The organism is Brevibacillus porteri (assembly GCF_003013475.1).
GTDB classification, from domain to species: domain Bacteria; phylum Bacillota; class Bacilli; order Brevibacillales; family Brevibacillaceae; genus Brevibacillus; species Brevibacillus porteri.
In genome coordinates, this window is sequence record NZ_PXZO01000010.1 from 164,533 (window position 1) to 190,499 (window position 25,967).

Sequence of the window (25,967 nt, forward strand, 5' to 3'; positions counted from 1 at the left end):
GTTTTTTATTTTTGGTCCAAAGAAAAAACGGCAGTTTGGGACTCCCCAAATGCCGTTTGATCTATTACCGTTTTACTCCTCGTCCCAAAAACGTCGCAGGTTGTCCATCCCAATCTTGGATCCTTCGCGGCAATCCTCCATGCCTTCGAACTCGACCGTGATATAGCCATCATAGCCGGATTGCTTCACCAGCTTGACGACCTCACGGATGTTGATGTCGCCTTGGCCGACTATTGCTCCACGCAGGAAGTTGCCATTGACGGTCTTGAACCATTTGCCTGCGCCTGGATCATGGTAGGACGGCCGGAAATAGAAATCTTTGAAATGCACGAGCGAAGCGTAAGGCAGATTTTTTTGCACACCGACCAGCGATAACTCATCTACGCACATGAAGTTTCCGATATCCAGCGTCGTTTTGAAATTCGGTCGGTTGACCTCATGCAAGACACGCTGCACGCGATCACTTGCCTGCACCAGCCAGCCGTGATTCTCGATTGTCGTCGTTATTCCGAATTGCGCGGCATAATCAGCGATTCGGCGGCTTCCCTCGACCATCTCAGCCAAATGCTTTTCGAAGTACTCGATCGTCGTCTCCTCTACGGGAACAGTAAAGGCGGACACATCGTGGCGCATATGCTTGATACCCATGCGGTGCAGCAGATCGACATGTGTTTTTACACGTGCGACTTCTGCTTCGAAGGCTTCTTCGTCTGGTTGAATAAAGTTGGTCGGCATCGAGTAGTTGGACAGCTCAATCCCAACCGCTTTTGCCTTATCCCGAACAGCGTCTGCCAATTCGTCGTTATCGACCAGCGTAAAACCGTACGGCACGATTTCCATGTGTTCGCCGCCGTTATCGGCGATCCATTGCACGACATCCAGTACATCCATTTCCCCAGCTCGGATTGCTGTCAGCAGACTGTAAGTGCTCAATCCAATTTTCATCCGTTCCACCTCATTCGGTTTATTGTATAGAAAGGCTACTGCTCATCATGATGAGAAATGCACCTTGTTGACAGTCACGACTTGCTTGAGACGATGGGATTCATAGGCTGCCTTCACCACTTCGAGTGTGCGCAGTCCATCCTCTCCTGTAATTGACGGAGGTCGGCCTTCCCTGACATTTTGCACAAAATCGGCAATAAGCCCCTCATCCATATCCACAGCCCAAGGTACATTTTGCAGTCGAATCGCGGTCATTGTAATAGAGCGCGTGTTGCTTGAACACATCGACGTCCAACGTACCTTTGGTGCCGACAATCCGCATCGTCACATCTCCCCACGTCGGGAACGTCTTCGGCCGCGACCAACTCGGATCAATTCCGACGATCACGCCAGACTCCATTTCCACGGAAACCAGGCCGCAATCCTCTACCTCAATCTCGTAAAAGCGTGTGTCCAGCTCAGCGTAGACGCTTTTTACTTCGTCTTGGAGCATCCAGCGTACGAGGTCCATCAGATGGACGATGTGATCCGTCGCTGCCCCGCCGCCAGACAGCTCTTTTTCAATGAACCAGCCACCTGGCATTTGTCCGTGGTTCGTGCCATCGATGGCGAGAATGTCTCCGAGAGCACCTGACTGAACGATCTGTTTGACGTTTTCCATCACGGGTGCAAAACGAACAGGATAGGCTACCTGAAGCATGACACCTTCCTGTTTGCAGACCTGAATCATTTCGCGTGCATCCGCAATCTCAGTAGCAATTGGTTTCTCGCACAGAATGTGCTTTTTCGCTCGTGCTGCCGCAATCACGTGCTCCTTGTGCTTGGCATTTTCCGAGCAAATAATGACCGCGTTGATACCAGATAGTAAAAAGGCTTGCAGATCTTCGTAAAAATCGAGCTGGTAGGCAGTCGCCATTTCCACTCCACGGCGCGAGTCATCATCCCAGACTGCTATCAGCTGCGCATCCGGGTGCTTTTGCAAATAAGAAGCGTAGCTATGCGCATGCATATGGGCGAAGCTGATGATTCCTACCTTCATCCCTCGTCACCTCCGTGCATGAGCTTCACAGGTTGTCCCGTCTTGACCGATTCTCTCGCCGCCAAAGCGACATCGAGAGCAGCGAGCAGATCACGAGAATGCAGACGTGGCACTTCCTGTTTCTGTACACAGCGAATGAAATGCTCCCGCTGTCGCTGCATCAGGTCCATCCCAGGGAATGTTGTCGAAAGAAACTGCTCTCCCCGACTCCAGCGAATGGGGGTGCTTTCCCGGCTATCATGCGCAATCATTCCTTGATCACCGGTAAGCTCAAAGGAAGCATGTTCGGCCCCCTCCGCCCAAGATAGCTCTACATGCGCAATTGCCCCACTTGCCATTCGGAGCATGACAAGCGCATAATGGACGATCTGTCCTGACTCATTCGTGCGCTTAACCTCTCGTGCCATCACGCGCTCAACCTCGCCGAACGTCCAGCGCAGCCAATCGAATTCACGTATTCCAAGCTCTTGAAATATGCATTTCCCTACATTTTCAGCCGATACAGGAGCACCTCTTCGCAAGCGAATGACGCCTGCTTTGCCTATGGCCCCATTCTTTATTTGTTCGTACGCTTGCTCGTATTCTGGGGCAAAACGCAGTGTATTTGCGAATTGCAGCACGATCTCATGCTGATCGCACAAACTGATTCGTTCACACCCTAGAGCAGAATCGTTTGCGTATAAAATATGCTTTCCCGCCTGGGCAGCAAGCGCCACCCATGGGTCAGCGCTGTCCGTAATCGAGCCAATATCCACGATATCCACTTCTGTTCCCTGCAAGATTTCACGCAAAGAAGACAAGCTATCTGCCACACCTACAATCTCTGCTTCTTTGATCCGAAGCCAAGCCTGTGCCTTTTTGACGCTTGTTCCCGCTTCCCCTGCAACCACAACTTTTACCATGATCCCGCTCCCCCTCTCCTCGAGCTTTGTGGACTGCTTGACACAACCCTTATAGCGAAAACTGAAACGTATCCTGCAATAAAACAGCGGCAGCTCCAGCGACCTCTACATTTTCACCCAACGAATTCGGCCGAATCTCCAATTCCTCCGTCAGGATTCCATGCGCGTATTCCCCCACGTAGTCTTTTACTTTTGCGATCAACAGCTCATTTTCGAAGGCAATCTCGCCGCCCAGAATCATGACTTCCGGATTGAACAAATGAATCAGATTGACCAGCCCCGAAGCCAAATAAGAAGCGGTTTCCTCTAAAATGCTGACCGCAAGCGGGTCCTGCTCTGCCAAAGCCTGACGAAACACCGCAGGAGTAATCCGGCCAACATCCTGCTCCACCAAATCCGAGATGCGGCTCATCTTTCCTTTCGCAAGCGAGGAGACCAGCTTGGAGTAAATCGTTGGCCAGCTCACGTAATTTTCCAGACAGCCAACATTTCCGCAGTCGCACCGCACACCTGCCCGATCAATCGTGGTATGACCGAACTCACCGGCCCCGCCTTTAAAGCCCCTGTAGATGGAACCGTTCATCAAAATACTCGCTCCCAATCCATCCCCAATCGTGACGTACAGCATGTTTTGATAATGACTGAAATCCCCGATAGTCTTCTCGGCGAGCAAATACGCATTCGTGTCGTTATCCAGCCATGTTTTCAACTGGAAACGCTGCTCGATCATTTCTTTCACAGGGGCGTTCTGCAAGCGGAGCTTCGGATTATAGCGAATCACCCCATGGACCGAGTCCACGATGCCTTGCGTGACAATCGAGATTCCCATACATGTCTCCAGACTCACGGCTCCACGCAAAAATTGCTCAATGATGTCCATCAAATAAGCGAGGACACTCTCCCCTTGGTACTGCTTGATTGAGTGAACTTCCTTTCGTTTGACCGCAGCTTCCAGATTCATCTCGGCAATCGTAATCTTCGAGCCAGAGATCGAAATGCCGATCAGAAAGCGACTATTAGGAGAAAACTGGACCAATATCGGTTTGCGTCCGCCATTTGACTCTCCTGTTCCCACCTCACATACGAACGAGTCACGAATCAACTCACTGACAGCCGAGGTCACGGTAGTAGGACTCAGTTTGTTCCGCTTCGCTATTTCACTCCGGGAAATGGGCCCGTAATGACGGATCGTATCGAATATGATGGAGCGATTCAGTTCCTGGATCAGCTTTAAATCACCCGTCCTACGCATGTAACCATCCCTTTTATTCAAATCACAAATGGCAAGCGACAAAATGATCTCGGTCTGCCGCTTCCCGCAATGCAGGCGGTGTCGTCTTGCATATGTCCATCACGAACGGACAGCGCGTATGAAACAGACAGCCTGACGGCGGATTCACCGGGCTCGGCACATCTCCCTGCAAAATGATCCGCTCCCACTTTGCCCGTGGATCAGGAATCGGAACAGAAGAGAGCAGCGCTTTTGTATACGGATGCCCGGGATTGGCAAAAATCGTTTCCTTCGGGCCGGATTCTACGAGACTCCCCAAATACATCACGCCGATCTTGTCGCTAATATGCTCGACCACACTCAAATCGTGGGAAATAAACAAATAGGTTAAATGAAATTCTTCCTGCAAATCTTTTAGCAAATTCAAGATTTGCGATTGAATCGACACATCGAGAGCGGAAACTGGCTCATCCGCGACGATCAGCTTCGGCTTCAGAATCAAGGCGCGAGCGATTCCGATACGCTGCCGTTGCCCTCCGCTGAATTCATGGGCGAATTTCTCCGCATGATAGCTGGAGAGCCCGACGACCTCGAGTATTTCGGCTACAATCCGATCCCGCTCTTGGGTAGACAGCTTCGTATGAATGAGAAGAGGCTCTGCTACCACATCGCGAATTTTCATGCGTGGATTCAGTGAGGCGTACGGGTCCTGAAAAACCATCTGTACCTGCTTGCGTACTTCCCGCAGCTTTGTCTCATTCATTTTGGAGATTTCTTCACCATTGATCCAAACCTTGCCCTCATCTGGCATCAAAAGTCTTGTGACCAAGCGCCCTGTCGTCGACTTGCCGCAGCCACTCTCTCCGACCAGACTGAACGTCTCGCCTTCCTTAATCTCGAACGAAACGTGATTCACTGCCTTTACGCTTTTTTTGCTGCTTAATAGACCACTATCAATCGGGAACGTTTTTTTGATACCGTCTACCACGACCAGTGATTTAGACATGAACATCCCTACCTTCCTCTTGATAGAGCCAGCAGCGGCAAGAACGTTCCTCTCCCACCGACGTAATGGCGGGCTCCTTTTCCCAGCAGACAGACATGACATCCTTGCAGCGCGGAGCGAATTTGCAGCCCTTGGGCATATTGTTCGGTGTCGGTACGTTGCCCGGAACCGAATCAAGCCGTGCGCGCTTTTGCCCGATTTTGGGGACAGAGCCGATCAAGCCTTTGGTATACGGATGCTTGGGTTCATCAAACAAGTCGTAAACAGATGCTTCCTCCACGACACGCCCTGCATACATGACCACGACACGGTTGCACATCTCTGCCACGACGCCGAGATCATGCGTGATCAACAGCATCGACATATGCTCGTCAGCCTGAAGCTGCTTCATTACGTCGAGGATTTGTGCTTGAATCGTGACATCGAGTGCCGTCGTTGGCTCATCGGCGATCAACAGGTTAGGATTGCAGGACATCGCCATCGCAATCATGATCCGCTGCCGCATACCGCCGGAGAGTTGATGCGGATACTCTCCCATAATCTCGCTCGGCCGCGGAATGCCCACCTTTGTCAGCATGCTCACTGCTTGTTCTCGCGCCTTTTGGTCGGAGTAGCCGAGATGCAAGCGAATGGCTTCCATCAATTGCTCTCCGATTTTCATCACCGGGTTGAGCGAGGTCATCGGTTCCTGAAAAATCATCGAGATTTCTTTCCCGCGAATACGGCGCATATCACTCTCCGAAATTGAGAGTAAATTCGTTCCGTTGTAAACAATCTCGCCATTAGTAATCTCACCAGTCGTGTCCTTGAATAGGCGCATGATCGACAAAGAGGTCACGCTCTTGCCACAGCCCGATTCGCCAACCAGCCCAAGCACCTCGCCTTTTTTTATATGGAAGCTGACATGGTCGAGGACGACTGTCTTCTGGTTGTCTCTCGTAAATTGCGTCTGCAGATGCTTTACTTCCATGATGTTCTCACTCATCTGCCCCATCTCCCTCGTTTAATTCTTCGTTTTCGGGTCCAAAATATCGCGCAAGCCATCCCCAACCAGGTTGAACGCCAGCACGGTCAAAAAGATCGCAATCCCGGGAATGATGACCACATGAGGAGAAGTGGCGAGATAATCACGCCCCATACTGAGCATCGCCCCCCAGTCAGGACTCTCGGGCTTTGCCCCCAGACCGAGAAAGCTGAGACTGGATGCTGCCAAAATCGAGGTTCCGATCCGCATGGAAAAAAAGACGATCATACTGGAGACGGTCTCTGGAAAGATGTGACGAAAAATAATCCGGCTGCTTTTTGCCCCCATGGACCGCGCTGCTTCTACAAACACCGCTTCCTTGGCAGCCAAGGTATTGCCGCGAATCAAACGCGCAAACGATGGAATACTGAACACCGCTACCGCCACGACGACATTCGTTAATCCCGGGCCGAGGATCGCAACGATGGCGATTGCGAGCAACAAATCGGGAAAAGCGAACATGACGTCACTCCACCGCATGATGAGGCGATCCAGCCACCCGCCGTAATATCCGCTAATCAAGCCCAATACCGTTCCAACTACTGCACCTACCAGCACTGAAGAAAAGCTGACACCAAGAGAGATTCCTGTTCCTACGATGATGCGGCTCAAAATATCTCGTCCGTATTCATCTGTCCCTGCCCAATGCTCCATGGATGGAGTCTGCAACGTCACATCATAGTTCGGCTCGTACGGATCATATGGCGCGATCCACGGGCCAAACAGTGCGATCACAAACAAAAACAAGATAAAAAACCCTGCCCAGAAAGCTGTCTTTTGCTTTTTCCACTTCTTCCAAAACTCGCTGGCTCGGGATTTCTTTTCAGTGGGAACTACAACGTTGTGCCCGATTTCTTTTACTACCTCCATTTACGTCACCTCCTTGCCATTAGCTGTCATAACGGATTTTCGGATTCAGTGCCTTGTACAAGATGTCTACCAGAAGATTCACGAGAATGAACTCCAGTGAAAACAACAGAATGACAGCCTGTACGACCGGATAATCGCGAAAAGCAATGGAATCGATCAACAGACGCCCCATACCCGGAATGCTAAACACCGTCTCCACGACAACCGATCCGCCTAACAGAAAGCCGAATTGCAATCCGGCGATGGTCACGACCGGAATCATTGAGTTTTTCAGGGCGTGCTTGCGAACGACTACAGATTCCTTCAACCCTTTTGCCCGACCTGTTCGGATAAAATCTTCCTTTAATGTTTCGAGCAGGGAGGACCGTGTAAAACGGGCCAGCATCGACATGATTCCTGCTCCCAAGGTTAACGAGGGAAGCACGTAGCTTTTCCAGCTCTCGACCCCACCAGTGGGAAACCAGCCCAGCGTGACAGAAAAAACTTGTATGAGAATGAGCCCCAGCCAAAATCCAGGTAAGGAAATACCAGAAATCGCCGTCAGCATCCCTACGTAATCCGGCCATTTATTGCGGAAAACAGCAGAGATCGTCCCAATCAGCAGTCCGAGCACCAATGCCCAGCCCAGGCTCATAAATGTCAACGTCATCGTTACGGAAAAACGGTTTTCAAACATATCGCTAATGGGAAGCCCCGTCTTCAAGGAGTGTCCTAGATTTCCTGTCAGCAGGTTATGCATGTAGTTGACGTACTGGGTAAGCAATGGTTTATCCAAGCCCAGCTCCTGGCGCACCCGCTCGATCTCTTCCAAGGTCGCTTCTTTTCCCGCCGCCAAACGAACAGGATCACCTGGAACCAGATGGATAAAGAAGAAAATGAGCAACGACACGACAAAAATAATCGGGATGATCTCGATGAGTCTCTTCACGATATAACGGAACATGGTACGGTTCCTCCTAAAAGGAAAGCAGCGCCCAGCGGCAGACAATGCCCGAACGCTGCTTCAAGTATTATTGGAACGCCGCTTCTCTTACATAGATGCCGCCACTCGGTGTGATATAAACCCCGTTCACGTTCGCGCGTTTTCCGTACAAGATTTCATCGACTGCGAGGAAAATCCATGGTGCATCTTTAAACACATTTTCTTGCACGACTCCATACAGTTGCTTTTGCTTATCTTGGTCTGACGATTGTGTCGCTTCCTTGATGCTTTGGTCGACAAGGTCATTTTTGTAGAAAGCCGTGTTCGCTCCCGCAGGCGGGAAGTTCTCGCTGCTAAACAACGAACGCATCGCATTGTCTGGATCAGCAGAGGACCAGCTTACGTACCACATGTTCATTTTTGCTTCTTCTGGCGACTTGATGCCGTAGATTTCATCGGACAGCGTCGCTTCTTCCATCGATTTCACTTCAACAGTGATGCCGACCTTTTGCAATTGCTGCTGAATGAATTGCATGCCCTTCATCGTATCCGAGTTCGTATTGCCCCAGATGTCCGTTGTGAAGCCGTTCTCGTAGCCTGCTTCTTTCAAAAGCTGCTTCGCTTTATCGATGTTGTATTCATAGGCGCCTTGCTTCGCATAGTGCGCAATCGTCGGGGACATCACGGATTCCAGCTGTGTGCCGTATCCGGATTTCACGACTTTAATGAACGCGTCCTTGTCCACTGCATGGTTGATGGCTTGGCGAACGCGTGGATCATCAAACGGCTTTTTCAGCATATTGATCGAGACATAGCGGGTGATCGTAGAAGGTGTGCGCTCTACCTTTACCCCCTCTTCACCGTTCAGTGTCTCTACTTGCTGCTCCGGCAACGGATAGATGACATCGGCTTCACCCGTCTTCAGCATGGCTACGCGGGAGCCGTTTTCAGGAACAGGCTTGTAGACGATTTTACCGACCTTGGCCGCTCCCTTGTTCCAATGATCTGGATTCAGCTCTACTGTCAGATGGTCACCCTGCACCCATTCCACGAATTTATATGGACCTGTACCGACTGGATTTTTGGTAATGTCTTTGCCGTACTTTTCCAGAGCCGCCGGGCTGATGATTCCGGTCGTGAACTTGTTGATCATCGCGGAAAACGGCTGGTTCAACGTCACTTTCACTGTGTGCTCATCGACAACCTCTGTGGACTTGATGTATTTGTAGTTCCGATAGGCTCTCAGGTTGTTGTCTTTGTTGCTCATCCGGTCGAAGTTGATTTTGACCGCTTCGGCATTGAATGGTGTGCCGTCATGGAACTTCACGTTTTGCCGGAGCTTGAAGGTATACTCTGTCGCATCTTAATTCACCGAATATTCAGTCGAAAGGCCCGACATGAGCTTCAAATCCTTGTCATAAATCAGAAGCCCTTCAAACATCGCGCTTTGGACGCCTGATGACAGTGCATCCCCTGTATTTTGCGGGTCCATTGTGATGAAGTTTTCGTTTACGGCGATGACCATCTGATCCTTTTGCGGCGCTCCCGTCGTTGCCCCTCCATTGGAAGCTGCCGGAGTTCCACTACCACTACCACTGCCACCGCCACTGGAACATCCGAAAAGTAAAGCCACTGAAAAAAGTAAGACGGATGCTGTTCGCAAATACGATGCTTTTTTCATTTCTTTTCCCCCTTGTCTTCATCTACTCTATGGGTGATATCTGGATGTCCATGGATTGGTCTTACCTGCCGATTATCGGGTAAATACGATTTCTCTTCCGGTCGCAGCTGATTCGTAAATGCCACATAGAATCTTCATCATCTCCACACCATCCTGTACAGGGCTGAGCGTTTCTTTTTCACCCAATATGCATGCGATGAAGTGATCGATCTCATTTTGGAAGCCTCGCTTGAAATCAAACGATAATTTATCCATCTGCGGGCTGACATTCAGGATCGTGTCATGCTTTTCTGCAATGATGGACAGCTCTGGCTCCACCTCTGCGCCTCCCTTGTCTCCGTACAGCTTGACGGCCAGCTCGTCTTTTTTCGCATGCAGGGTATAGCTCACATCTACCAAAAGGGACGCTCCGTTTTCAAAGCGAATGAGTGCATTGGCCATATCCTCGACGGTGTTTTGGGTAGGGTCGTAGTCAGCTGCTTTGTAAAAGGAGAGATTTTTGACGTTGGCGCGATTGCCCAGCTTGTTGTATGTATTGCCGCTGACAGTCGTTACTTTTGGGCAGCCCATCAAGTACCAGCACAGATCAATGACATGCACGCCAAGATCGATGAGTGGACCTCCGCCAGATCTGTCCTTGTCTGCGAACCAGCCTCCCGGATTGCCCAAACGGCGCAGACAGGATGCCTTCGCGTAATATATCTCACCCAGCTCGCCCGCATCGATGAACCGCTTGAGCAATTGCGCATTCGTATCGTACCTTCTCACAAAGCCCACCTGGAGCAGCTTGCCACTCTCTTTTACGGCCTTTTCGATCAGGAGAGCGCTTTCAACAGTTGTACTTAAAGGCTTTTCCAAAAGCACGTGCTTACCCGCTCTAAGGGCAGCGATGGCAATATCTGCATGCGTGTTGTTCCACGTACAAATACTCACTGCGTCTACCTGTTCATCTGTGAAAGCATCCTCAAGCTTGCTGTAGTAAGTCTCGGCCCCGTATTTCTGTGCTTTTTCCTGAGCGCGCCCCTCGTTGAAGTCGACGACGGCACGAATTTCTGTACACTCGTTTTGCTGGTACGATTGCAAGTGCATGTCTGAAATGGATCCTGCACCAATCACCGCAACTCTCACTTTTGCCATGATGTTCTCTTCCTCCTTGCTTCTCATCCGTTAATTAGTTTTTTCAATGGAGTAATTAATAAGATAATACAAAATTGTTTTAATTTTTGCAATATAGATTCCAACTAAAAATTTGGTACTTTCTCTCCTGGTTGATCTAGCGCAAAAACTCCCCCTGCCGCTCCCATCACTCCAGCTTCCACCCCGATCTGGCTAAGGACGACACGTACCTCCTGCGCCAATCCAGGGATGCATCTCTCCCTCATGCTCTTCTCAATTTCCGGCATGAGTATGGTAGATGCGTTCATAACTCCACCTCCGAAGACGATGACCTCCGGATTAAACAAATAGAGCAGATTGGCTGCTCCGACTCCTAAGTAAAACCCTGCTTGCTTGATGAGTTGCTTGGAGAAAGCTTCTCCTGCTAGTGCAGCCTCACAGATTGCTTTGGCCGTGACTGACTCATATGTGGTTGCCAGCTTATGGCGAGCGGCGTTTTCAATGGCAGTACCCGAAGCGTAGTTTTCCAGACACCCTCTATTGCCGCAGCGGCATGGCGGTCCGTTCCAATCGATCGAGATATGGCCGAACTCACCCGCACTCCCATCCCGCCCGCAAACCAATCGACCGTCACTGATCACTCCAGCCCCTACGCCTGTGCTGACGGTGACATAGATCATATTTTGTGTGCCGGCTCCTGCTCCCCACAGCCACTCCGCGATTGCCGCTGCATTCGCATCATTAAACAGCCGGACGGGCAGTCCGAACCTTTGCGCAATCAAGGCGCCAATCGGGACATTTCGCCAGCCCAGATTGCTCGCAAAGACTACTTCACCGATCGCGCTGTTAATCACTCCAGCGGAAGCAATTCCTACGCCGCGTACTTTTTCGGGATCGATGCTGCCTGTTGATAGGACATCATAAGTAGCAGAAAGCACCCTTTCGACCACTGCCTTTTCTCCCTCTTCCGCTAAGGTCGGCAGCTGCTTTTGTGCGATTATCCTGCCTGCGTGATCAACCAAACCAGCCAAGATTTTGGTCCCACCCAAGTCCAGCCCAATCGCATATTCATCTTTTGCCATGCTCGTCTCTCCTTCGTTCACCTTGCTGCTTCATGTTAGTTTCTCCAATGACTTTATAAATTCAACTTAGCTTTATTTGTAGCACACTACCTCGCCTTCGTCCAGATTATTCAGAAAAATAGTCAAGAACGATTCTCTTTCGTTCCTTTAACAAATCGTGTATGGTGCAAAATTGTCGTCTACTTTGTCTACCATTCGACAATATCTCCTAAAGTAAAAAAAGAAAATATCCTATAAAATGGTATATATAGGTAGTCTTGGGAGGAGTGATGATAGCCATCTCATTATTCTGTATAGAGTACCTCAACATCTGGCATCCACTCGATGATCGTTTCAGAGCTACATTTACTCCTGTCATGAAAGGTTGATGTTCATGTTTAAAAAAGCCCTGATCATCCTGACATTAAGCTCAGTTGTCGCAGTACCAAGTGTAGCCGCACAAGCCCAAGGGGCAGCTCTACCTCTACAGGAGAAGGCGCCATCCTCCGCAAAAACAATCATCAAAAATGCCGCATTTGGTCAGGAAGTCTGGGTAATGCTCGGCTCCCCTATTCCAAGCGGTTGGGTCGTAATCAGATCTTCTGGCAATATGAACCTGATTAAGGATGTGAACAATGCTCCTTCTGGTTACGAAGTTTGGGTGATGCTCGGCTCCCCTATGCCTGACGGATGGGTTGTGATCAGAAGTACTGGGACTATGAACCTGATTAAAAATCTTAACAGTGCCTCTTCTAATCAGGAAGTTTGGGTAATGCTTGGCTCCCCTATTCCAACTGGATGGGCTGTGATCAGAAGCTCTGGAAGTATGAACCTGATTAAAAATTTGAACAACGTTTCTTCTGGGCAGGAGGTATGGGTGATGCTTGGCTCGCCTATTCCTGATGGATGGATCATTATCAGATCATCGGGAACAATGAACCTGATCAAGCGCCTATAGGCTAATCAGAATCATTGGATAACCGCATCCTCAATAGTTAAGCACATCGCATACATCTCATCCACAAGCTGACGTCGAAACTCAATCGACATCAGCTTTTTCCCTTTCCTCTTTGACCATAGACTGAGGACTCCAACTCCTACTCTTTATGAAAAGGGTAGGTTTTTTTATTCCCCCATTCGTCCTTTTTGATCAAGCCTCCCGATCATTTTCGGTAAAAAACGACTATTGCAATGGCATGAACAAGTAGAAGGTATGGTGAAAACGCTCTAATATTGTAAAAATATTGTAATTAACTTGAAAATACTGGATCTGTATTTTACCATTAGAAAAACAATTTCAAACTACTTAAAAGAGATGGACTAGTAGAAATGGAATTGTTTTTGCATTCAAAAACATAGGTGAAGGAGGCCCACAGAGAACTGTACTGGGAAACACGAAAACTCTTGCTTGGAAAGGAGCCTCATGATGTTAGAAAGAATTTTGGGCAAACTTTTATTGCTCATCATTACTCTTGTCACTCTTGTAAATGGATATTTTGTTACGCCGACAAACGCTCAGGATCAATCCGAATATCGCGTGGATTTTAGCGGTGTATCCGCTTCGATCCCTGTCAATATCCTTACCGGACCGACTACTTCTGCTACTATCATCGACAAGCTTCAACCAAATACCCGTGTACAATTTTCAGGTTGGACCCGAGGTACCTCGCTCAATGACTTTTGGACAAATGCCCCTGATAATAGATGGTTCTTCTACGAGAAAAATGGCGTGAAGTACTATGTTGCCTCTGCTTTTATTAGCGGAAACCCACCTGCAGCCGATCAAAACAATCCCTTCGTTTCGTATCAGGTAACCATTACGACGAATATCCCTGCTCTTAGACAGGCTTATGAAAATGCCATACGAAATTGGAACAACACAGGCATCGTTTCATTAACACCAACACAAAATGCTCCCATTACCTTAGGTGAAGGCTATGCGAGGGGGTATGATGGATTTGGCTGGTGGCAATCGAATGGTTCCAGAGTTACCGGTGGCACCGTCATTCAATGGAACAGAGTGAGCAACAGAAACGCAACTTATTTAGAAGCTTTGGCTACTCATGAAATTGGACATGTACTACGACTAAATCATAGGTCGGATCACTCGATCATGAATAACTCTTGGTTAACGAGAATCACTGCTCCTACCCAAAACGACATCAATGAGCTTCGAAACATCTATAGTCGATAACTCTATTGCCCACAAAAACAGACGATGCAAGGAACTCTTTTGGCTGTCGAGAAAGTCGACGGCCTTTTTTGATGAACAGCCCCACTCTTGATGATAGACTCCTTTCCTTCTCATTCAACAGCGTATACTATTATAAATATTCCTTACAATTCCTAAAGGAGAATCCCAATGAATAATCAAATTCTCAGTACGCGCCTGACTCTCACTCAAGTGGCATTACCCGATTGGGAGCTGATCCGCTCCATCTATTCCAACCCGACACTGATGGAGCATATTGGAGCGACCATGAGCGAGGAAGATATCCGTCGTAACTTCGAGAAAGAACTCGCTCCGTGGAGCCTCGAATCCACCCACTGGCTGACCTGGATCATACGTGAAACCGACTCCGGTAACGACGTTGGCTTGATTAGCATCTGCACCCGTAACCGAGAAAATCTCACTGCGGAAGTAGGCTTCATCATACTGGACGGATTCAAAAGCAAGGGCTATGCAACGGAAGCAATCAGACGCGTATTTGATTTCGCTGTGGATACTTTTGGATTCAAAAAATTTACGGCTGTTTGTTCCGAAGAGCATGTGGCTTCCCGACGCGTTTTGGAGAAGGCTGGAATGAAGCTGGATAAAATCGTGCCCGAAAGCACTGAAATTGCGGGCAAGATGGTGAGTGACTGTTTTTATTCGTTGGAGAGATAACGGATCGTTTGCTTACATTGCTTTTGGCGGTATTGTACTCGTTGCCTTTGAACCAATATAACGATTTCTAGCTGCACCTAGACCAAATACAAAGAGCAAGGTTGACGCACAAACCAAAAGTAGAAGTGGAACAGTCCAGCTATCCGTTACATCATGCAGATATCCGAAAAAGGTCGGGCCAATTGCAGCAAGTAGGTATCCAACTGATTGAGCCATACCGGACAGCTCTGCAGCCTGTTGGGCATTCTCTGTACGTAAGCCAAAAAACATCATCGATAAACTAAATGCAAAACCTCCACCAATTCCTAGCAGGATGATCCACCAAACAATAAAATTCGAGCTTCCGTAAAGTAATCCAAGCGTTCCCATTAAAAGCAAAATGGTCGTAATCGTAACTAATGAACGTTGACTGGACATACGCCCTGCGATAATCGGAACGACAAAAGTAAATGGAAGCAAGGCTAACTGCATCATGGAAAGTAACCAACCAGATTGATCGGAACTTGTTCCTTGCTGTTTTAAGATTTCAGGTAGCCATGTGATAAGTACATAGAAAAACATAGATTGGAGTCCCATAAACAAGCTTACTTGCCACGCTAATGCGGAACGCCATAAATTCACACTGCTATCAGCCGATTGATTTTGAACGGTGGCTGTTTCCCTATTGCGTCGTTTCATTTGAGGTAACCAAAATAATACGGATGCCAAACTAAGAATGCCCCATATACCCAATGCCCCTTGCCAACCAATTCCTAATCCAACTGCAATGGGGATACTAATACCAGATGCTATTGCCCCCAATAAATTCATAGAAACGGAATATACACCAGTCATTAAACCAATTCGCCCAGGAAACTCCTGTTTAATAAGGCTAGGCAACAATACATTCGAAACGGAAATTGCCAATCCAAGAACAGCAGTACCGATATATAAAGTAGTGATTCCTGAGAAAGAACGCAAAATAACCCCAAAAGTAAGAAGGATGATGGAAATTAGAATCATGACTTCTACTCCAAACTTTCGTCCTAATTTAGGAACAATAGGAGAAAAAAGTGCAAAGGCTACTAGGGGCAACGTGGTAATCATACCTGCCAGGGTATTCGAAATATGAACATCGTCCCTAATCAGACCAACTAGAGGACCCACCGAGGTTAAAGGAGCTCGTAAATTAGCTGCAATAAATATAATGCCTACAATAACCACCCAAGCTGCTGATCTAGTGACATTTGTATTTGATTTTATATCTTGAGTGCTCATCATTTTCCCTCCTTCATTCAAAACCGAAATAAAAAGCATATTATAATATACTTTTATCCAAACAACATATACTATAGTATAACAAACAACGATTGTCCAATATCTATCCTCCAAAAAAATAACCCTCTAGCAACCATTCGGTCGATAAAGGGTCATCGTCTATGAAAATACAAGGGATCGATTTTCAGACCCCGTATTTCAATATAATATGGATCACAACAAGATCGTCGGTTTGATTTATATATGAATGCGTGCCATCTGCACAAAAACTAATTGAGTCGTATTGATTCAAGAGGTATGACTCATTATTGACATGAATGGAAAGGGTCCCTGACATGACTGTCGCAATTTCCGTTGTATTGTGGTGATGCTTCTCTGGATAGTATGAGCTATTCGGTTGTAAATAAGCTCGATACGTTTCCATTTCATTACTTACGTTTTGAAAGATTGGCTCAATGACCCAATCTTTATTATCCCCAGCAATTCTGAGTCCCTTCCCAGCTCTGGACAGATTCACACTGTTTTCAGATGAGAATAAAGCCAAGAGTGGTATCGATAAGCATTTCGAAATTTTCCACAACATCCCGATTGTTGGGTTGGTTTCTCCACGTTCAATATTTCCAAGTGTCAGCTTGCTCACACCGGATAATTCTGATAAATCTTCAAGGCTCAAATGTTTCTCTTTACGAATTTTTTTTAATACCCCTCCAACCTGTAAAACAACTTGTTTGGGATCATCGGTTTCTAGATTCACTTTAAGCCTCCCTTTGCAATATCGATGGAAACTATACCAGATCACCCATCATTCCATTCATTATGTCTATTATATTATACTTTGATCATGTCTGTTTTCTCTTAACTTCTGGATTTAGTCATTAACCCCATAAAAAAGAAACCCTTCCTGCCAAAACAGAAAGGGCCTCCTCCAGCTGGTCTGCTACTTAAACCAGCCTTTTTCCTTGGAATGCATAATCGCTTCAATTCGATTGCTCACACCGAGCTTGTCGAGAATGACGGAGATATAATTCCGCACAGTCCCTGTCGTAATGTACAGCTGGCTGGCAATCTCCTTGGTGTTCTTCCCGTCAGCGATCAAGAGCAGGACTTCCTTTTCCCGCACCGTCAGCGGATTCTCCTGGCCGTATGCCTCATCCACCAGCTCAGGCGCATAGATTCGTCTGCCTGCCATGATACTGCGAATCGAGCTAGCCAGCTCTTCGCTTGGGCTGTCTTTGAGCAAGTAGCCGTTAGCACCTGCCTTTAGCGCTCGTTCGAAGTAACCTGGGCGGGCAAAGGTCGTGAGAATCATCACCTTGCAGCCGCTACCTTTCAATTCCTCGGCAGCGTCTAATCCGCTTTTGACCGGCATTTCGATATCCATGATGCAAATGTCGGGTTGATGCTGATGCACGAGTTTGACGGCATCCTCCCCATTACTTGCTCTGCCGACGACCTTCATATCCTCTTCCAAATCGAGCAGGGAAGCAAGGGCTCCTAAAAGCATCCGCTGATCCTCTGCAATGACAATGCGAATCATCCTCCCGCCTCCTGTTCTGGTTGTTTGAAGACATTGGGTACCCGAATCACTAGCTGTGTTCCAGACTCCGAGGACTGGATTTCCATGCTTCCGTTGACAAATTCCAGCCGTTCCTTCATCCCACGCAAACCGTTGCCTCTGTAAACCAATTCCTCCGCCATTCCGATTCCATTATCCGTTACGCTTACGACGAGGTCGGTACGAGTGGGCTCGATGACAATGGAACAGTCCGTGGCATTGCTATGCTTCACAATATTGTTGACCGCTTCTTTCAGGCACATGCACAACACGTTTTCCGTCATCAGCGAAGTGTTGGTTAGATTCGTATCGCCTTCCAGCACGAATTCAATTTCCGCTGCCTTGAAAATTTGCTTGATCCGAAACATCTCATCTTCTAGCCGCGTCCCACGCATTTGCGTGACCATTTCCCGCACTTCTTTTAAAGCGATACGCGCCGTCTGCCTGATTTCCTCCAGCTCCGTTCTCGCCAGAGCAGGATTTTTGTTGATCAGCTTGTTCGCCAAATCGCTTTTCAACCCAATCAAGGAGAGCTTCTGCCCCAACGTATCGTGCAAGTCACGGGCAATGCGTTGGCGTTCCTCGAGCTTGACCAGCTCTGAAATCCGCTTGTTCGCATGCTCCAGCTCTCCCTGCAGCTTCTCTCGCTTATTCCAGTTGTACGTGGTCACGGGCAAGAGAATGACTGCAATCATGCTAACCAAAACAAACGGAAGCTGGCCAATCAGTTGAGTGTTTTTGGTGAAAAAGCCGATGTTGACTGATATGGTGGTGCTAATCAAATGTATTGTGTATAGCGTAGCAAAACCGATCTTGTTCTGGATATTCCCGATAAAAAACGCCAGGAAGAGCGAAAAATACACATAGCCGAACATCAAGGTCATAGCGACCGATATGATAATCTGCACACTCGTCCAAAAGTAAATCAGCCAGCCCTTTGACAGGAAAGAGAATACATAGCAAACGAAAAACAAAATGATCATGATGATTCCGATCACAGCTTCGTACGTCGAAGAGGACCGAAAGATGAAATAGAATGGCAGGATGTAGAAGACAACCCACACATAAGGGCTCAAGCCCGTATTTTTTTGAAGAATGTGATACCACTTCTGCTTCTGCATACTTGCCCACCTTTTCTTCGCCACTCTCTCAAGTGTATCGGAATTCAAAGGTTTATGGCAGGCTTATTTTCCTTCCAAACTTGGTTTGGAGCCTTGGAGTGCATCTATGATTGCTTCCGATTGAGCAGCAGCCAGCCGCTTGATGCCTTTGAAGCTCACAAAACGTTTGTTGCTCTCATCCCATAAATGAAAACGCAGGCACTGCAAGCTGGCCGCCAGTGTAATCGTTGTCGCCATGTGAAGCGGCGGTGTCTCGTTATGTGCTTCTTCCAGGTTGTAATTCGGTACGCGTGGGCTTAAGTGATGAACATGGTGAAAACCAATATTGCCTGTGATCCATTGCAAAACCTTCGGGAGCTTGTAGTAGGAGCTTCCTTCTACTGCTGCTTTCACGTAGCTCCACTCTTCATCGTTCTCAAAGTACGAATCCTCATACGTATGCTGCACATAAAACAGCCAAATCCCAAACAAGCCAGAGACGAAAAAGATCGGACCTTGAATCAACAGGAATGCTTGCCAGCCAACCGCCCAGATCAAAAGCGCATAAAGACCGACCAGCAGCACATTCGTCAAATACGTATTCAACCGCTCTTTGCGGCGAGCTCGCTTCACATTAAACCGATACTGAAGCAAAAAGACAAAAATAGGTCCCAAACCAAACATCACGATCGGATTGCGATACAGCCGATAAGCGATTTTATTCCAAGTAGAAGCCTCGAGATATTCATTGACAGTCATCATCCACAAATCACCTACGCCTCGTTTATCGAGGTTGCTACTCGTTGCGTGGTGAATATTGTGACTGTTTTTCCATTGTTCATAAGGGACGAGGGTCAGCACACCGGTAATCGTACCAACGATGTCATTCGCCAGACGATTTTTGAAAAAGGATTGGTGGCAGCAATCGTGACAAATGATGAAGGTACGTATGACAAAGCCGGCTGCGACAATGACGATAGGCAGCGTGAGCCAATAGGACACAGACAGACTGAGATAAGCACCGTACCAGAGTAGAATCAGTGGAACTAGCGTATTGATCAGCTGTCGGATACTCTTTTTCATATCTGATTTTTCAAAGGGGGCAACATTCTTTTTCAACTCGGCAATATTAGCTTGATGCATCAATTGTTTCCTCCTCGATCGAAGCGTACAGGGACATGTAAATTCGCCGGACGCAATATTCTATCTTTATTGTAAAAAATAGCGTCTAGCCGCTGTAGTCATAAACGTCAAGTCGAGGACATGACAAATGTCATGGTTGAACAAACGACTGGGAAATTTAGGGTGCATAAACCAAGCGGAACATCCCATATTATGCCAAGAAAAGACCCCATCCATACTTCGGATGAGGTCTTTGGCTTTGACGTCGTATTCTTCTTACTTCACATCGAGGCGCTTCATGATATCTTCGAGCAGCAGATTCGCTGCCTTGATGCCGCCTGCTTTGTTCCAAACCGTTTCGTCTACTTGGAAAACTTGATTGGTCTTCGCCACATTCAGAGATTTGAAGACTGGGCTTTCCATCCATTTTTTCGCGTTGTTCGCAATGTCTTTAGATTCTTTCGTTGGCTCCGTTACCCAGTAGAACAGGATGTCCCCGTCCATAGCGGACATACCTTCTTCGCTGATCATTTCTGCAAAGTTGTTTACGTCCTGGGAAGCTGGACGTGCGAGTCCCAGCTGATCGAGCAGCACACCGCTAAAGGTATCTTTTTGATAGATTTGTACGCCTTTTTTGGAGAATTTCGCTACGGATACTTTAGTAGAAGCTTTAGGACCCAGCTTTGCTTTCGCAGCAGCTACACGGTCGTCGAATTCTTTCAGAACTTGCTCGCCTTCCGCCTTCTTGTTCAGTGCTTCTGCATAGAGCGTGAAGTTGCTTTTCCATCTACCAGACAACTCTTCAGAGAATACGGTTGGAGCGATTTTGGACAGTTGATCGTAAATCTTTTCATGACGTACTTTGTTTCCGATGATCAAATCAGGGCTCAGGCTTACAATCGCTTCGAGATTCGGCTGGTCTTCGAAGCCCAACACTTCTACACCTGTCATCTCATCCTTGATGTGAGGATACCAAGGATCTTCATCCCAGGACTGTACAGCAGCGATTGGCTTAACGCCAAGTGCAAGCAAGGCTTCGGTACCTTCATTTGTTAAAATAACCACGCGTTCTGGTGTTCCTTTAATTGGAGTGGTGCCCATTGCGTGTTTCACTTCACGTACTTCATTAGAATCGGCTGGTGCTGTTTGCGCTGGTGCTGGAGTAGCCTCAGTCGTCGTTCCCGATGCAGCTGGCGTCTGTTGAGCTTGATTGGCATTGCCTCCGCAACCGGCAAGGACAACCAGCAAGCACAGCGCGAAGAAGCTGGTCATGATGTGGCGCATGGTACGTAAACTGGTCTTACTTTTCATATCGAGAGTGCCCCCACTTCTGCTTATCAACTTAGTGATAACAATTATCAATTGATAGTATATAGAGACTCCTCTTACTTTTCTATGGACATGATTGTCTAATTACCATGGACCAGATTACCCCTGTGTGACCTGGAGAAAATACGCTATGCTCCTTTGAATCGTATGCTCTCTGCCAAAAGGTCCCCATGGGTCCCATTCGTGATTGGCGGGATGGTACACTTTATTTTCCCGCACCGCACGCAAGTCTCTCCACAGCGGGTTGTTCCACAGCGCTGCCACATGCTCCCGCTCACTCCAGAACACGATGATTCGCTCCGGATTCAATTCGATCAGATCGTTGAGCGCATGGGGTTTATAGGCAGCGTGGGTCACATTCGGATCAGGCGCAAATCCAAGCTTGTGATAAAACAAGTCTGCGAGGGCGTGTCCCTCTACACCATATAGTCGCACCTCATCCGCAAGCACGCGAATCATCGTCCATTCACCCGTGCGTGTAACCGGCAGTAGTGCATCTCTTGCTTGTTTTTCCACTTTGTCGATGTGCTTGATAATTTTCTCTGCCTGACTCTCTTTCTTGAAGAGCGTCGCCAATTTGGTTTGGTAGTCAATCCAGTTTGGATAACCGTCAAAGGAGATTGTTCCTTTTATTTTCTCCCAATCCCCTGCCTCTCGATTGTGGAAAAAATTCATCCTGACGATCACATCAGGCGACAAAGTCAAAATCTCTTTCGGATCGATCAACTGCTCTGCATTCAGTGCTTTTGTCCCGCGCAGCTTTTGCTGCAAATAAGAAGGAAAGCCCGTCCTCGTTTCAAAGTAGTTCGGGAAGGAGGGGGCAGCAATCGGCTGAATGCCCATCGCAAGAAAATGATCCTGCAAAAACAGCTTGCTGACCACGACTACCCGCTGGTCACTTTGCTTCATATAAATTTGCGGTGACAATCCTTCTCGTTTTTTGAAGAGTCTACTAAAATACAGCTCATCGGCATACCCTACGTTACGAGCCACATCCTTCACACTTCCTCCAGAATGGGCAAGCAGCTCCTTGGCCTGTTCCATCCGCAGCCCAGTCAAATACTCCCCGGGGGTCATTCCCGTCGCACGCTTGAAAGCACGGCAATAAGAGCTGGGGGTCAACCCCGCCAGTTTTGGCAAGCTTCCCAATTCCAATGACTCGCGGTAATGTTTTTGCATGTAAGCGATGGTCTCCTCAATCGCTCCAATGCCCTTTTCCTCTTTCTTTTTCTGCTCATCATGAACAATACCAAGCAGTTCGTAGAGCAATGCTTGGCTCCGCAAAAAAGAAGAATAGTCCCGCTTCCGTATCAAATGAGAAAGCTCCTCCAATACCGTCAGAAATGAGGCAGGAGTAGAGACAGCCAAAACCTTGGCTTCTTTTCTCTCGGGAGCGCTCTCGTGCTGATCGTGTCTCGCTTCCACGTAATGCAGCCTGTATATGTGCAACGGTCCTGATTGGCACCGCAATTCTTCTATCTTCGTCGTCGGGCGCAACAACAAGAGCTTTCCGGCGTTGAGCACCTGCTTTTGACCATCAACCGTAATCTCTGCACTTCCTTCTGCCACATAGCAAAGGACATGGGTGTTTACCTCCACCTGAAGCAGGTGAAAATTTTTCAATCGCTGTTTGCGAAAGGCGGTCAGCAAAAAGCCAGGATAATCTTGATTCATCATCAACAGATTCACATCCTTCTATCACCGGAAATAGCAAGAAAAAGTAGACAAGCTGATTGCCAGAATCAGCCTGTTCTACTTTCATCATGTTGGAGATCTTTCTATTTGGCAAGTACCTGCCTATCTATTGTGAGGAACGAGTCGAACGGAACATCAGCATGAACAGATAGGGCGAGCCTAACAACGCCACTACGACCCCCGCCGGAATATCTTTCGGGATCATGACGATCCTTCCCAGCAAATCAGAAGCAGCCAGCAATACAGCTCCAAGCATGGCGGAAACGACAACTGCTCGACGATGATGAGGTCCAACCAGCATACGTGCTGCATGCGGAGCGAGGAGGCCGATAAACCCTACGGCCCCGACACTGGCAACTGCCGCTGAAGCGAGCAGCACTGCAATGACTGCCACAGACAACCTCGTCATCCGCACCTTTAACCCCAATCCAGTCGAGCTCTCGTCGTTAAATGACAAGAGGTCCACCCGACGTCCTAACCACCACGCTATCGGTGCTAAAACGAGGATCGTAGGCAACAGCCGGCCTACTTCCATCCATCCCCGCCCGTATGTACTTCCTGCCAGCCAAGTGAGTGCAGGCGCTGCCAAGATCATAGAATGTACGATCAAGATATTGATGAGGGCGGCACCTGCGGCAGAAACCGCAATACCTACTAGCGTCAAGATGATTGGATTGAGTCCCCTTCTCCAGGAGACTGCGTACACAATCGCAGCAGAGATGATTCCCCCTGCAACGGCCCCAAGCGGCATCCAAGCCGAGAGTTGAGGAAACACGAGGAGCACGACAATCGCGCCTACACCCGCACCGCTCGTGACACCGACAATCTGCGGATCAGCCAGCGGATTACGTACTGCGCTCTGCATGAGACTTCCGCTGATCGCGAGTGCCACACCTGCCAACATCGCTGTCAACAGTCGCGGCATCCGAAGCTCATACACCAATTGACTGTACATCTCGTTTCCTTGTCCCATGAAAATGGCGATGATCTCTGTCCACGGAAGGTACAAGTTTCCGCTAGATAAGCTGAGCATCCAAACGACCACAAGCAGCACAGTAAGCATACACACAATCAACGGATACGAAACTTTGCGTTGTGCTCCTCCGACGCTCATCGAGCCTCCAGTTCCAGCACTCATACTGCGCGAGACACGCAAAGCCAGCCAGATCAGCCACGGTCCACCAATAGCTGCCGTGATGGCTCCTGCTGGAAGTTCACCATAATGATTGATGAACATACGTGCAATCGTATCGGAAGCTACAAGCAGCGCCGCCCCCCAGATGGCACATAGCGGCAGCAGCCATCTATGCTGCGTGATACCTGACAATCGCACCAGATGAGGAGCCACGAGTCCGATGAAACCGATTGGCCCGACCACACTGACACTAACACACGTAACCAAGATCGCAATAAACATGGTGAAAAGCCGTGTTTTTGCCACCTTTTGCCCCAATGACTTCGCCGTTTCTTCATGAAGGGTAAGTACATCGAGCTGCCTGGCCATGAACAAGCTGACCAAAATCCCAGCTACAATCCAAGGCCAACTGAATTCTACACCCGACCAGTCATTTTGCTTCAAGGAGCCTGAGCCCCAGAGGAAAATGCCATTTGTCGTCTCTTCATTAAACAAGATGATGGCACTCGTCAAAGAGGAGTACACCAAGGTGACAATCATCCCGGACAATGCCACACGCACTGGCGTACCTTTGCGCCCGCCAGACATGAAGTATACGGTAACGGCTGCGAGTATTCCGCCCACCATCGCAAATGGAAGCGGGTGTTCATGCAAGAATGATGGCAAAAACACCATCCCGAACACCACGAAGAAATAGGCACCCGCATTTACGCCAAGTGTCGTTTCCGAAGCGAGCGGGTTTCGTGTTACCGTCTGCATCAATGCTCCGGCAGTAGCCAATGCTGAACCAGACAAAAGCCCCATGACCGTTCTCGGAAGCCTGACACCTTGTATCATATGGTGATCGGAAATGTCTTGCGGAGCAATAATGGCCTGTACAACAGAACGCAGAGAAATGTCTGCCATCCCCTGTGTCAAACTGACAAATATAAGCACTAATAGAGCGACAAGTCCACTCCCTACCATCAAGAACAATCTCCAGCCCCCTCTTTGTGAGGAAGTGGCTGGAGTGATGTCAGTTCGTGTGAACATTTTATTTTTGGCTAAACTCATTATTTTGCCAACAGATCTACAACTTTATTCGCAAGAATCTTTGCAGACATGGTACCACCATACGGCCACAAATCTCCGCCCAGGGCGTAGACGCGATTCTCTTTTACAAAAGTAAGACCGTTCCAAACCGGGTTGTTCTTCAATTGATTCTCAATCACGTTGTCATCAGCTTGAATGATATGGAGGAAATTCGCATCCTGCAACGCTGGAAGTGCCTCTACATCTGCCAGTGTCATTCCTGTCTGCTCAAATTTCTTAGGCTTATACTTATTTGTCAGACCAATGTTAATCAAGATGCTTGCTGCTGTAGAGTTATCCGTAGACAAACGGAATTCTACCGCATTTTGACTGCTGTAGCCCATCGCAAGGACAAATGGAACTTTATCTGCACCAGCTTTGGCCAGCTTATCTTTTGCTTCCGCATAAGTCTTGTCGAGGTCTTTCAAAGCAACTTCGGCTTCTGCATTTTTACCCGTGATATCTGCAATTTGCTTGAAAATCTCGATCATTCGATCATACTGTGATCCCTGACCTTCAGCAGGATTCGTATCAAAAGCAATCGTTGGAGCAATTTTGCTCATTTCGTCGTAATTGGCTTCTACATTTCGTTTAATACCGATAATCAAATCTGGCTTCAACATCATGATCGATTCCAGGTTTGGTGAAGTACGACTCCCTACATCCACTACTTCTGGAGCAATCTCCACAGGGAGCTTCACCCATTTTTTCATATTAGGAATATCTGCAATCCCTACAGGCTGAATACCTAGGGCCAACAAATGCTCTGCTGAGCTCCATTCCAATGCAACGATACGCTTAGGAGTGCCTTTGATAGTCGCCTCTCCCATCATGTGCTTCACTGTGCGCACTTGCTCTTCAGCCGGCTTCGCCGCGTCAGGTTGAGCTGTAGCAGCTTGGTTGGAACCAGATTGTGCAGTTGACCCAGCATTGCCGCAAGCAGCGAGCAGCAGCATCGCAGACAAAAATACAAGCATCACTGGTAATTTCATAAGACGCATGAAAAAATTCCCCCTTAC

21 protein-coding genes and 2 pseudogenes are annotated in these 25,967 nt (G+C 48.1%); 3 read left to right on the top strand and 20 right to left on the bottom strand.

Going from position 1 to position 25,967, the window contains the following annotated elements:
- Positions 1-72: 72 nt before the first annotated feature.
- The 11 genes and pseudogenes from C7R92_RS07730 to C7R92_RS07780 all read right to left on the bottom strand — a co-directional run bounded on the left by C7R92_RS07730 (position 73) and on the right by C7R92_RS07780 (position 11,818).
- A complete protein-coding gene (locus tag C7R92_RS07730; RefSeq protein ID WP_106833791.1) occupies positions 73-945 on the bottom strand; it encodes a sugar phosphate isomerase/epimerase family protein in 873 nt (290 codons plus the stop codon).
- A 45-nt stretch (positions 946-990) separates the two neighbouring features.
- Positions 991-1,984, bottom strand: a pseudogene (locus C7R92_RS07735) (Gfo/Idh/MocA family protein).
- Positions 1,981-2,886, bottom strand: coding sequence for a Gfo/Idh/MocA family protein (locus tag C7R92_RS07740; protein WP_106833792.1), 906 nt, complete (start codon positions 2,884-2,886; stop codon positions 1,981-1,983). The pseudogene C7R92_RS07735 and the gene C7R92_RS07740 overlap by 4 nt, the downstream one beginning before the upstream one ends.
- 49 nt (positions 2,887-2,935) lie before the next feature.
- The gene (locus tag C7R92_RS07745) at positions 2,936-4,138 is read right to left on the bottom strand and encodes an ROK family transcriptional regulator (RefSeq protein WP_106833793.1); all 1,203 of its coding nucleotides are present in this window, start codon (positions 4,136-4,138) and stop codon (positions 2,936-2,938) included.
- A 22-nt stretch (positions 4,139-4,160) separates the two neighbouring features.
- On the bottom strand, positions 4,161-5,123 hold the full coding sequence (locus C7R92_RS07750; RefSeq protein ID WP_106833850.1) for an ABC transporter ATP-binding protein: 963 nt from the start codon (positions 5,121-5,123) through the stop codon (positions 4,161-4,163).
- Positions 5,116-6,108, bottom strand: a complete 993-nt coding sequence (locus C7R92_RS07755) for an ABC transporter ATP-binding protein (protein WP_069847024.1) — start codon at positions 6,106-6,108, stop codon at positions 5,116-5,118. Before C7R92_RS07755 ends, C7R92_RS07750 begins: the two co-directional genes overlap by 8 nt.
- A gap of 18 nt (positions 6,109-6,126) precedes the next feature.
- The gene (locus C7R92_RS07760; RefSeq protein WP_017249926.1) at positions 6,127-7,017 is read right to left on the bottom strand and encodes an ABC transporter permease subunit; all 891 of its coding nucleotides are present in this window, start codon (positions 7,015-7,017) and stop codon (positions 6,127-6,129) included.
- 19 nt (positions 7,018-7,036) lie between these two features.
- A complete protein-coding gene (nikB, locus tag C7R92_RS07765) occupies positions 7,037-7,960 on the bottom strand; it encodes a nickel ABC transporter permease (RefSeq protein ID WP_106833794.1) in 924 nt (307 codons plus the stop codon).
- Positions 7,961-8,027: 67 nt separating this feature from the next.
- Positions 8,028-9,620, bottom strand: a pseudogene (locus tag C7R92_RS07770) (glutathione ABC transporter substrate-binding protein).
- A gap of 72 nt (positions 9,621-9,692) precedes the next feature.
- Positions 9,693-10,757 carry a Gfo/Idh/MocA family protein gene (locus C7R92_RS07775; protein WP_106833795.1) on the bottom strand — a complete coding sequence of 355 codons (1,065 nt, stop codon included), beginning with the start codon at positions 10,755-10,757 and terminating at the stop codon, positions 9,693-9,695.
- A gap of 104 nt (positions 10,758-10,861) precedes the next feature.
- Complete coding sequence (locus C7R92_RS07780) at positions 10,862-11,818, bottom strand: ROK family protein (RefSeq protein WP_106833796.1); 957 nt, start codon at positions 11,816-11,818, stop codon at positions 10,862-10,864.
- Positions 11,819-12,191: 373 nt separating this feature from the next.
- On the opposite strand from C7R92_RS07780, the gene C7R92_RS07785 reads away from it, so the two are divergent.
- The 3 genes from C7R92_RS07785 to C7R92_RS07795 all read left to right on the top strand — a co-directional run bounded on the left by C7R92_RS07785 (position 12,192) and on the right by C7R92_RS07795 (position 14,684).
- Positions 12,192-12,755 (top strand): hypothetical protein, encoded by a 564-nt coding sequence (locus C7R92_RS07785; RefSeq protein WP_106833797.1) that lies wholly within the window; start codon positions 12,192-12,194, stop codon positions 12,753-12,755.
- A 465-nt stretch (positions 12,756-13,220) separates the two neighbouring features.
- Entirely contained in the window at positions 13,221-13,991 is a 771-nt protein-coding gene (locus C7R92_RS07790) for a matrixin family metalloprotease (RefSeq protein WP_244195684.1), read from the top strand.
- Positions 13,992-14,159: 168 nt separating this feature from the next.
- The gene (locus C7R92_RS07795) at positions 14,160-14,684 is read left to right on the top strand and encodes a GNAT family N-acetyltransferase (protein WP_106833799.1); all 525 of its coding nucleotides are present in this window, start codon (positions 14,160-14,162) and stop codon (positions 14,682-14,684) included.
- A gap of 12 nt (positions 14,685-14,696) precedes the next feature.
- On the opposite strand, the gene C7R92_RS07800 is transcribed toward C7R92_RS07795, so the two are convergent.
- The 9 genes from C7R92_RS07800 to C7R92_RS07840 all read right to left on the bottom strand — a co-directional run bounded on the left by C7R92_RS07800 (position 14,697) and on the right by C7R92_RS07840 (position 25,949).
- Complete coding sequence (locus C7R92_RS07800; protein WP_106833800.1) at positions 14,697-15,941, bottom strand: CynX/NimT family MFS transporter; 1,245 nt, start codon at positions 15,939-15,941, stop codon at positions 14,697-14,699.
- A 184-nt stretch (positions 15,942-16,125) separates the two neighbouring features.
- Positions 16,126-16,695, bottom strand: coding sequence for a helix-turn-helix domain-containing protein (locus C7R92_RS07805; RefSeq protein ID WP_106833801.1), 570 nt, complete (start codon positions 16,693-16,695; stop codon positions 16,126-16,128).
- Between the two features lie 183 nt (positions 16,696-16,878).
- Positions 16,879-17,478, bottom strand: coding sequence for a response regulator transcription factor (locus C7R92_RS07810; RefSeq protein ID WP_017249912.1), 600 nt, complete (start codon positions 17,476-17,478; stop codon positions 16,879-16,881).
- Positions 17,475-18,617, bottom strand: a complete 1,143-nt coding sequence (locus C7R92_RS07815; RefSeq protein ID WP_106833802.1) for a sensor histidine kinase — start codon at positions 18,615-18,617, stop codon at positions 17,475-17,477. The genes C7R92_RS07810 and C7R92_RS07815 overlap by 4 nt, the downstream gene beginning before the upstream one ends.
- Before the next feature lie 63 nt (positions 18,618-18,680).
- Positions 18,681-19,739, bottom strand: coding sequence for a Delta(5) desaturase DesA (desA, locus tag C7R92_RS07820; RefSeq protein WP_017249910.1), 1,059 nt, complete (start codon positions 19,737-19,739; stop codon positions 18,681-18,683).
- 255 nt (positions 19,740-19,994) lie between these two features.
- Positions 19,995-21,029: an ABC transporter substrate-binding protein gene (locus C7R92_RS07825; RefSeq protein WP_106833803.1), complete on the bottom strand. Its 1,035-nt coding sequence runs from the start codon at positions 21,027-21,029 to the stop codon at positions 19,995-19,997.
- A gap of 117 nt (positions 21,030-21,146) precedes the next feature.
- Positions 21,147-22,724 (bottom strand): helix-turn-helix domain-containing protein, encoded by a 1,578-nt coding sequence (locus C7R92_RS07830; protein WP_106833804.1) that lies wholly within the window; start codon positions 22,722-22,724, stop codon positions 21,147-21,149.
- A 124-nt stretch (positions 22,725-22,848) separates the two neighbouring features.
- Positions 22,849-24,930 (bottom strand): Fe(3+)-hydroxamate ABC transporter permease FhuB, encoded by a 2,082-nt coding sequence (fhuB, locus tag C7R92_RS07835; RefSeq protein WP_328137191.1) that lies wholly within the window; start codon positions 24,928-24,930, stop codon positions 22,849-22,851.
- Positions 24,930-25,949: an ABC transporter substrate-binding protein gene (locus C7R92_RS07840; protein WP_106833805.1), complete on the bottom strand. Its 1,020-nt coding sequence runs from the start codon at positions 25,947-25,949 to the stop codon at positions 24,930-24,932. Before C7R92_RS07840 ends, fhuB begins: the two co-directional genes overlap by 1 nt.
- Positions 25,950-25,967 lie beyond the last annotated feature (18 nt).